Genomic DNA, 9,585 nt, shown 5'->3' on the forward strand with positions numbered 1-9,585 from the left:
TTTCACTCTTCCAGAAAAGCCTTTTCCAACATCATAGCTAATGGTTTTAAAAGATACTCTAATGGTGTTTGAGAACCAATTAAAAGTGTAACAGTAACAGGCATACCCGCCACAACCACTAAATCATTTCGTGACAATACCTCTTTGCCATGCTCATTAATAATAAGTTTAACGATATAATAACTTATACCTTCACTATCTCTAACACTATCTGCAGATACAAATATCACCTCGCCTGTAATATCTTCAATCATTTTTCCCTTCATTTGAAATGCCGGAAATCTCATTTTTGCACCTAAGCCCACTTTGGCATAATCGATATATTGAGGATCAAGCTGTGCCTGAATAATTAACTTTGACCCTTTAGGTACAATCTCCATAATCGGCTCACCAGCAGGGATAACAGCCCCTAGTGTATGTACTTTTAAATTAAGCACAGTACCCTCTACGGGTGCAACGATAGAGGTTCTATGCAGCATATCTGTAATCGCTAGCATTTTTGCCTTCATATCAGCTAGTGCTGTTTGAGATTTGCGCAGCTCATCCTTTACTTTTCTAAAAACATCCTCTTCAGATAGCAAAAGTTGTGTTTGTATTTCATTAATTTGTATATTTGCTTTTTGTATTTCGGTTTGGGCTGTCAAAATTTCTGACTCAAGTGACTGAACTTTTCTCTGTACCTCTCGTAGCTGTGTTTTATCAATCAGATTCTCCTTAAGTAGATCTTGTTGTTCAGCCGCCTCCTCCTCATAAGAATTCTTTAAATTTAATTTAATAGCAATATTCTCCTGCAGACTTTTAATTTGCTCCCGCAACGATTCTATTTTTTGGCTAGCGATCTGTTTATTTTTTTCAAACGAGCTTTTATTGTTAGTAAAAATATCAATTTGGGCATTAATTAATTTTTCTCTCATTTGATCCGGAATAGATTGGAGCTCATCAGAGAAATTAATGCTACTCATGTTTTCATTTTCCGCAATAAGCCTATTTTCTAGCGCTAATGTTTCATAGTAATTAGCCTGCAAAGAGAGCAAGGAGGATTGAGCCTGAGTACGGCTAAGCTCAATTAAAACATCACCCTGTTTAACCTTATCACCATCTTTAACATTAATTTTATCAACAATCCCTCCCTCAAGATGTTGAATGATTTTATTATTAGCTTCTACCTCAACCTGTCCGGAGATCATAACTCCAGAATCCATCGGCGCTAAAGCAGACCATAAGCCAATCACCCCAAAGACAATAACTAAGGCAAATATTCCAATTGCTATATATTTACCATCATCTATAGCAGGGAGTTTTTGATTATTTTCCATTTTTCATCTTTTGATAATTTTGCAAGGCCTGAAATTGCATAATCTTAACAACATCCTCTTTATTTCCATAGGCTTTTAATTCGCCATTAGCTAATATAGCTATCGTATCTAAAGCACTTAAGATATTTGATCGGTGCGTCACAATAATAATAGTAGAACCACTCTGTTTCATTGCAATAATCGCCTCTAAAAGCTTTTTTTCACCATCTTCATCAAGATTTGAATTAGGTTCATCAAGCACAATCAAAGGGGGGCTCTTATAAAGTGCACGAACCAACCCTACTCTTTGTCTTTGCCCTGCTGATAAAATTGTACCTTTTGGACCGATAAGAGTATCATATCCGTTTGGAAGCTTGAGTATCATCTCATGGGCACCGGCTATGTTTGCAGCTTTTACAACCTCTTCTGACTCTATCTCGGCAAATCTACTTACATTTTCACTCACTGTACCTTCAAATAGTTCTATATCTTGAGGAAGATATCCAATGTATTTTCCCAACTCTTTGCTATCCCATTGATGTATATCGGCTCCATCAAGTCTTATAATCCCCTCTTTAAGCGGCCAAACACCTAAAATAGCCCTTAACAAAGTTGATTTTCCGGAAGCACTTGGCCCTAAAACCCCTACCGCTGTCCCGGCTGGAATATTCATAGTTATATTTTTAAGAACTTCTATTTGACTATGAGGCGGTACCACGACCACTTTTTCAACAGATATTTCCCCTTTTGGAGCGGGTAATTTCGTGGTATTTTGTATAGTTGAGAGATCCTCTAATAGGCCATTCAATCTTTTATAAGCACCTCTTGCATCAGAAAAGCTCTTCCATGAGTTTGTCAAAAGATCAATAGGTGCTAATGCTCTCCCTAACAATACCGCACCGGCTATTATCATCCCGGGAGTTATAGAGCCCTCAATAACCAAATATGCTCCTATACCGTATGTTAAAGATGCAAAGAGTTGTCTTAAGGTTTTACTTGTATTGGACCACTTGCCGCTTGTGTCACTTGCATTTGATTGTAAGTTTAAAAACTCTAAATGCTTATCAAGCCATCTTTTTTTAATCTGTTCATTCATCCCCATAGCGTGGATAATCTCATTGTTGGCGATATTTTTATCCACATAATTTACAGACTCAAAGCTCATCTTGTTTGCCTCTTCCATAAACTTTTTGGTTGTTTTATCGTTTATAAGCGTAATGGTAAAAATAACAGCCGCAGCAAACAGTGTAAAGAGTGCAAACCATGGACTAAAAAGATACATCACAAAAAGATAGATAGGAAACCAAGGGGAATCAAAAAAAGCAAAGACACCATTTCCCGTCATAAACTGTCTAAGCTTGGTTAAATCATTAAGCGGTTGAACTGAAGCGTTTTCAGGGCTCATTCGTGCTGAGTAAAATATAGTATCATAAAGTTGAGTATTGAGTTCAATGTCTATTTTGTTTCCTATTCTTACTAAAATTCTTGATCGTATGATCTCTAAAAATCCCATCGTTGCAAACAAAAACACCACTATCAATGTAAGCAAACCCAAAGTCTCAACACTCTGACTTGTAAGCACTCTATCGTACACTTGCAACATATAGATAGAGGGCACCAACATCAATAAATTTATAAAAAAACTAAACAGGCCCACATATAAAAATGATCTTTTTACATTTTTAAGAGTCCTTTCTAAGTGGGTGATTGAAGTTTTGTTTTGTTCTTTTTTCATCTATTACCCTATATCCTTACTATTCATTACTTATTAAGCTACAGATATATCAACCTGCTCACTTACACCCACAATTTCAGGATAAACAAAATCAAATGTAGCATCATTCATATCTATCGCTGCAATATTTGTCTGACCGGTATAGCTTTGTACAGGACCAATTACATTTACACCTGCCACAGAAAATTTTAAAAAATCCAACTGATAACCCAAATCTATCCCAAAATCTTGATTATGAGTCATATCTGCATCCAACCCAAGAAGCATATGCACATCCACATTACCATCGCCATTTTCATCATAGTATGAAGCATTATCAATTTGCATTGTATCGCCATATGTATAAGGTAACCTATCTCCATTTTCCATCAAAAGTGTTGCACTAGTACTATTCAATGCAAGTTGCAACTCTTCTATAAAATTTACTCCTACAAAAACATCCAAATCCAAAAATTGAAGCTCTATTTTTAAATCTTTTAACAAGCCTGGCATTTTGTCTAGCACTTTGGCAGTGCTAGGGTTATTCGGTCCAATAATCTTTGTGATAATTTCTTGAAAAGAAGCCCTGATATTAAACGGATTAAATACAATACCTGAATGGTTTCCTGCTGCTTTATTGGCGATTAATGCAAGAAGTTCATCCACATCAAACCAGATTCGGGCAAAATCATTACTTTTACCTTCTGCTAACAAAGTTCCAATAATATCAGGATCACTTGTATTATAAGTAAGAGGATTTGTAGTCATAGGTAAATCAGCCACAGGTTCTCCAGTCGATACACCAATCAAACTACTGGTCCCAGGTATCGGAAGTTTTGGAAGTCCAATACTGTCTAGTGTAACCATCGGTATTTCCATTGGACCATTGGTAGTGTAAGTAGTATTGGTGACATTTGCAATCTCTTCAATAGGTTCATAAGCTTGTTTTACAATATTACCCTTGGCATCGGTGTAGGTTACATTTCCATATTTATATGCCTTATAAAAATCACTCATCTCAAAATTCGCAAAAGTATAAAGAGATATTTTCGGCTTATACTCCATATGTGCATTTAAAGTTGGGTTATACACCGTTGGACCAAGTGGAGAAAAAACATAGATTGAATCAGTACTTTCTTCATATGTGATGTTTGAAGCAAGATCAAAAGGAATAGTTGAGCTAACGTGATTATTCTCAGAGTATTCAATTCGCAAACCATAGCCAACCTGCATACTATAATCCACTCCTGCTTGAAACCTAGTGTTACCAAACCAATAATCATACAAATTAGCTGTCCCTTCCATATCGATTATCGTCCATCTATTGTCACTATTATTTTGTGTTACTACTGATGGGCCCGACTGCCAAAGACTTTGATTTGAATTTGTGAACTGATTGGTAGGAGTGATAGGAGCAACAACATCGCCACTTATACCCTCAACATCTAAAGCAAGAGTGTTTGTTGATTTTTTACCGTTTGAATCAGTTATATCATAGGTAAATTCAACATTTTCTGTCTCTCCAGTATTTAAAAACTGTAAAGTTGTTGGATCGACAACAATGTTGTTTCCATCTTGATAAAAAGTTACCGACCATCCCTTTGTCTGCACGATATTCCCTATACTAAACGAGTCTCCATCCGGATCACTTACCTCTGCACTTAAGTCAATCGTCGATGGGGCTGCATCTTCATTGGTAGTAGCTTGAAGCGGTGTGGCAACAGGTGCATCGTTTGTGCCGGTAAGATTAATAGAAATAGTTTGTGTTGCTTTAGCACCTTTATCATCTACGATATCTACAGTGTAGTTCTGCACAAGCTTTTGTCCATCGGTCAAAAAATCGAGCGATCCATCTTCTACATCAAAGATCCAGTTTACTACCGTTGAGCCATCATCATTTGTGATAATTTCTGTAGTTAGATTACCCAGATAATTAGCTCCATTGGCACTAACATCTACATGGTGAGTATCACTGGCATCAACATCACTAAAGACAATATTCCCAACAGTTATATGGCTACCTGAGCTATTATAGCTATCCTCAAACTCTTCAACATTGCCTTGAAGCATTGATGAGTTTGAGTCAATCCTTGGCGCTGCGTTAGTCCCTGTGATCACAACACTTTTTTGCATCTGCTTTACATACCCATCTGGAAATACAAGATCATAATCAAACAACAACACCTCATATTCACCTTGTGAAAGGTGTTCATATCCGGAAGCTGTCAAGCAATTTGAGACCAGTTGTTAAAAAAATAAAGCTCTAAATCTAGCCGGTGATTGCCACTGCCCTCACCGGTAAATTTCGCCTATGTTGAGTCATGACGCAACAAGGAGCGAACATGACCCTCATGGCCCTTTGCCGCAAGAGCCAAGCCCTTCAGCAAGGGGGAGCTGCAAGGCGAACTGCAACCCCTAATCTAGGAACCTCCCTCCTGCACCGCGTTACCCACAGCCCGCCCCCCTACGATAATAAGGGGGTCTCCGGGGGGCGGGCTATGGATAACGCTCTGTCATTCAGCCACCACAACCGGCTAAAGCCATCGACGATAGACCCACTAGCGGCACCGTCACTCATCTCTCCTTCGCTCTATTCAGGGTTGGATAGTTGACCTCCAGCGACCCCACCCCCTCCTCCGGTAGAGCGGGGTTAATCCATACCTCAGTAGGGGGTTGCTTAACCTTGGGCTCACCATGAATAAAGCGTTTCGGATGCTGCTGATAGGCCTGCTTCAGCGCCTGTTCACGCTGCTCGCTAACCTCCTTGTAACGACCGGTAAATACCTGCTCTGGAGTGAACCACGCAATCCCTCGATGGTGGTGGTGGAAACAGTACCAGTCAACATAGTCACTAAACCATATTCTGGCATGGTCAACTCCTGTCAATCGTTGAGGATAATCGGGTTGTTGCTTGAGTGTTTTAAATTGACTCTCGCTAAACGGATTGTCGTTACTGACTCGTGGACGGCTGTGGGAGCAGGTGATCCCCAGTTCGGCCATCAAGTCGAGATAGCCTCTGGCGGTCATCGGCACACCTCTATCCTGATGCAGTGTTAAGCCACTGAGCGCGACCCGATAGCGAGCCGCTGCGTCACTGATTAACAGCTTGGAGAGCTCACTATTCTCCTTCCTTGAGACCATCCAAGCCACAATAAAACGGCTGTAGAGATCCATCACCACATAGAGATTCAAGAAGTTACCCTGCTCTGTGGTGGGAAGCTTAGTGATATCCCATGTCCAAACATCATTCGGGCGGGTCGCCCGTAATCGGGGGATAGCGTGTGATTTGGCCGGTTTTTGAGCTCGCCGCTCTCCCGTCTGTTGATTAGCACGAAGGATCCGATACATCGTACTGATTGAACAGTAATATTTCCCTTCATCCAGCAGGCTAGCATAGATCTCTGCCGGAGGTTGGTCATAGAATCGTTCGCTGTTCAAAAGCCCCAGAACGGCTTGCCTCTCTGCCTCACTCAGCGCATTGGCTGCGACGGGTCTTGGAAGGCTCGCTCGGGGGGAGACAACCGGAGCCTGTCGGCGGTAGTAGCCTGCACGCGAGAGCGCTAGGCTATCGCAAGCGGCTCTTATGCTCACCGAACTGGGGCACTCTTTTTCAACTAATCTCATAAGCTTATCTCTGTGTTCATCTGCTCCAATAAGCTGAAGGCTTTTTTTTGGAGCGCAATCACCCCTTCGGTCTGCTGTAACCGTTGGCTAAGACGCTGAATTTCCTTCTTTAAACGCTCTATCTCCTTATCTCGCTTGTCTAGGCTCGGTTTGCGACCACTCTGTTTCCCTTTCAGGCCAGCCTGCCCCTGTGCTTGCAGTTGTCGGCGCCATTTGGTCAGATGGGAGCTGTAGATCTGCTCTTTGCGCAGCAGCTCGCCTAGCTGACCCGGCTCCTTGCACTGCTCTGCTTCTGCTAGGATCCGAAGCTTCTCTTCCTCACTAAATTTGCGGTAGGAGCGCTTCTCTTCATCGGGGTCGGTAACCTCGTTGGAGGGTAAAACGGTAGTATCTTTGGGCATCGTGTATCTCCTCTGTTGCCCCCCCTGATTCTACATTCATTTCTCATCAGGGGTGGTCTCAGGGTATCTTGACACTCAGGGTATCCGGAGGTATCGATAGTTAGATTACCTTTTTCATCAATAGAGTAGCTTGGTGTCACCTGATCTTGTGGTGTTGTAAGGTTTTCAACAGAAAATGTTGCAGATGTACTCCAAGGAAGCAAAGTGATATAATTAGTTTTTGTGGTATCTAATGAGTAGCTATTTCCCATTGTCCAAATGTAAAAAGTCTGAGCAAACTCGGTTACATTGCCATTTGGATCAACAACTGTAAAGCTCAACCCGTTATCACCGTTTTTGATATATCGCCAATCTGTGTAATCCCACGCATAATCAGGCTGTGCTAGATCGATAGACCAATCTCCATTCTCATCAACCATCTCACTATAAGACCTTGGTCCATAGTGCAAGGTGATTGTACTCCCTGCCTCTGCCGTACCCTCGATTACAGGGAAAAGTTCCGTGCTATGCAGATCGCTGGTGATGCTTATATTAGGAGGTGTCGCATCAAAATAGGTGACACCCGATAGTGTATTGATCACCTCCCCCGTATTTGGATCTTTTTCAACCACCGTATATTCATAAATTTGAGTATTGCCATCTACAAAATAGTTAGGTGTCCATATTTGCCAAAATCCGCTATTTTCAGCATAGGTTCTATCATATTGTTCTCCCGAGTCTGCTGCCGTCGTTGTAAAAGTTTGACCGCCAAAAGTAACCTCGATATCACTTAAAGCCGACATTCCGCACATAAACTTGGACATCAGGAATAAACATCAATATACCGTTTTCCAAGCAAAAGCAGTAACTTTTTTTGGTGCTCATTTAGGTTCAGTATCATCTCTTCACATTTCCGAATGACTAAAACATGAATGCCTTTAAAATAGAGAAATACCCAGCGTGCTGTCGGTTTATTAGTCAACCCACCGACTTGGTCAGGAAAAAACTCATCAAATTGGCTAAGAGCTTGTCTAATCCGATGCTCCAAAGCGGCATAAATCATAAGACATAAAGTCATAATCATTGTGATTGCCATCAGTCTTTCCTCAGATTTAACAAAGAATGTTGTTGCCATAAATAATGGATCTTTTAGAAACCGAAATCCACGCTCTACTTTTTGCTGTTCTTTATAAATCTTCAACAGCTTAGAATTCGGCAATTCATTAGAATCAAGTTGATTGGTGGCAATAATAAAGCAACTTTTTTGTTGTATCTTTTTCTGAAATAGAGATGAGTCAGATGATAATATAGCGGAAACTTGAATGACTATCTTATCAGGTTTGGCATTCTTTGCCGGACGCCCCTTTTTGCTATAACGAGCGACTTCTTTATATTCAATATCAGTCAGTTCCGTCAGCTTTAGCTGTTTTTGAAGTTTTTCAACGGACTGCTCAGCATCGGCTTGACAGGCAAATTCCTGACGAAATAATGCGTTAATATTTCTCATCTCTTTGTCGCTTACTTTCTGAAACTGCTTTTTGCAAGTTTTAAGCGAACGTTGTCTCGCCTCAGGAGAATAGACTAATAACCAGCGTTGATCAATATCTCCGTACTGACAAGGCAAATCAATCATTGACATTTGATTAAAATCCACCATCAAAGAAGGAGCATGTGACTCAATAAAATAAAGAGCTAATGACAATGTCTCCGGAACGCGAGATATCCAGAATAAATCTTGGCTTAACTCGAGCGTTTCTCGAGTATAAAACGCGCTATCGGCAACTAAATATTCCAACCCAACGTCCTTTTTTAATTGGGCTATATGCTTAGTCACTGTATCCCTAAAGTTAATCTTATCATTACTGTTACCACTGAGAGGTTGCATGAGCACCGGAATACCCGACTTATTTTCACAAATTAATTGTAAAACAACCTGATTTAAATCAGGACGATGATCGCGACTATAACCTTTCGTGACATGTATAATATCACTACCCTCTTGGGGAGGACATTCGCTATTATATCTGCCATCAGTATGAAAGCTACTACTATCCATGTGGTAGATACCTCCCGTTAAGCCGAGTGTATGAACGCTTTTAACAGCTAATTGTCCATAGAGTGAGTCAATGCCATAGTTATATACAGCGTCTAAGGCTCGCCCCAGAGCATCGTCATTAATTTGATCAGCAGTAACTCCTTCTCCGATTAATCTATCGACAGGTTTATCCCGAAAAAAAAGAGGCGTGAGATAGAGTGCGCGATGAGCAAACCCTAATCCGTTCAAAATCATTGCTTTAACAGCCTGTCCGTGGGAAATAGTTTGTTTCTCTTCATCTTTAGGTAGTAGGGCATCTATTTGCTCAACCAACCCTAATTCATCAATCATGGCGGATACTAGACCCAAATGGTCTAGGGTTTTGGTTTCGTAATGGTTGGGATGTAATGGGGTACCTGTTTCTACATGGACTGACATACAATTCTACACCTGATGCTATATTAAAATTCACCAAATCTGGGCGTTGGCTAAATACTCAAGTGAAAATTTTGTATGCAGAACATCAAATACAGGCAT

Annotated in this window: 6 protein-coding genes; all 6 read right to left on the reverse strand. The window is 40.6% G+C overall.

What is annotated here, in order from left to right:
• Nucleotides 1–2: 2 nt before the first annotated feature.
• The 6 genes from D5085_17480 to D5085_17505 all read right to left on the reverse strand — a co-directional run bounded on the left by D5085_17480 (nt 3) and on the right by D5085_17505 (nt 9,486).
• On the reverse strand, nt 3–1,316 hold the full coding sequence (locus D5085_17480) for an HlyD family type I secretion periplasmic adaptor subunit (protein ID QEP44769.1): 1,314 nt from the start codon (nt 1,314–1,316) through the stop codon (nt 3–5).
• Complete coding sequence (locus D5085_17485) at nt 1,306–3,030, reverse strand: type I secretion system permease/ATPase (GenBank protein ID QEP44770.1); 1,725 nt, start codon at nt 3,028–3,030, stop codon at nt 1,306–1,308. Before D5085_17485 ends, D5085_17480 begins: the two co-directional genes overlap by 11 nt.
• Before the next feature lie 33 nt (nt 3,031–3,063).
• Nucleotides 3,064–5,193 carry a hypothetical protein gene (locus D5085_17490; GenBank protein ID QEP44771.1) on the reverse strand — a complete coding sequence of 710 codons (2,130 nt, stop codon included), beginning with the start codon at nt 5,191–5,193 and terminating at the stop codon, nt 3,064–3,066.
• Between the two features lie 390 nt (nt 5,194–5,583).
• Complete coding sequence (locus tag D5085_17495) at nt 5,584–6,633, reverse strand: IS3 family transposase (GenBank protein ID QEP44772.1); 1,050 nt, start codon at nt 6,631–6,633, stop codon at nt 5,584–5,586.
• Entirely contained in the window at nt 6,630–7,034 is a 405-nt protein-coding gene (locus D5085_17500) for a hypothetical protein (GenBank protein ID QEP44773.1), read from the reverse strand. The genes D5085_17495 and D5085_17500 overlap by 4 nt, the downstream gene beginning before the upstream one ends.
• Nucleotides 7,035–7,836: 802 nt before the next feature.
• On the reverse strand, nt 7,837–9,486 hold the full coding sequence (locus D5085_17505) for an IS1634 family transposase (protein ID QEP44774.1): 1,650 nt from the start codon (nt 9,484–9,486) through the stop codon (nt 7,837–7,839).
• Between the last annotated feature and the right edge of the window lie 99 nt (nt 9,487–9,585).

It is taken from the genome of Ectothiorhodospiraceae bacterium BW-2 (assembly GCA_008375315.1).
GTDB lineage: Bacteria > Pseudomonadota > Gammaproteobacteria > Thiohalomonadales > Thiohalomonadaceae > BW-2.

Coding starts and splice junctions, on each gene's coding strand:
- D5085_17505 (QEP44774.1), bottom strand. CDS start 9,486: ATGTCAGTCCATGTAGAAACAGGTACCCCATTACATCCCAACCATTAC.
- D5085_17500 (QEP44773.1), bottom strand. CDS start 7,034: ATGCCCAAAGATACTACCGTTTTACCCTCCAACGAGGTTACCGACCCC.
- D5085_17480 (QEP44769.1), bottom strand. CDS start 1,316: ATGGAAAATAATCAAAAACTCCCTGCTATAGATGATGGTAAATATATA.
- D5085_17495 (QEP44772.1), bottom strand. CDS start 6,633: ATGAGATTAGTTGAAAAAGAGTGCCCCAGTTCGGTGAGCATAAGAGCC.
- D5085_17485 (QEP44770.1), bottom strand. CDS start 3,030: ATGAAAAAAGAACAAAACAAAACTTCAATCACCCACTTAGAAAGGACT.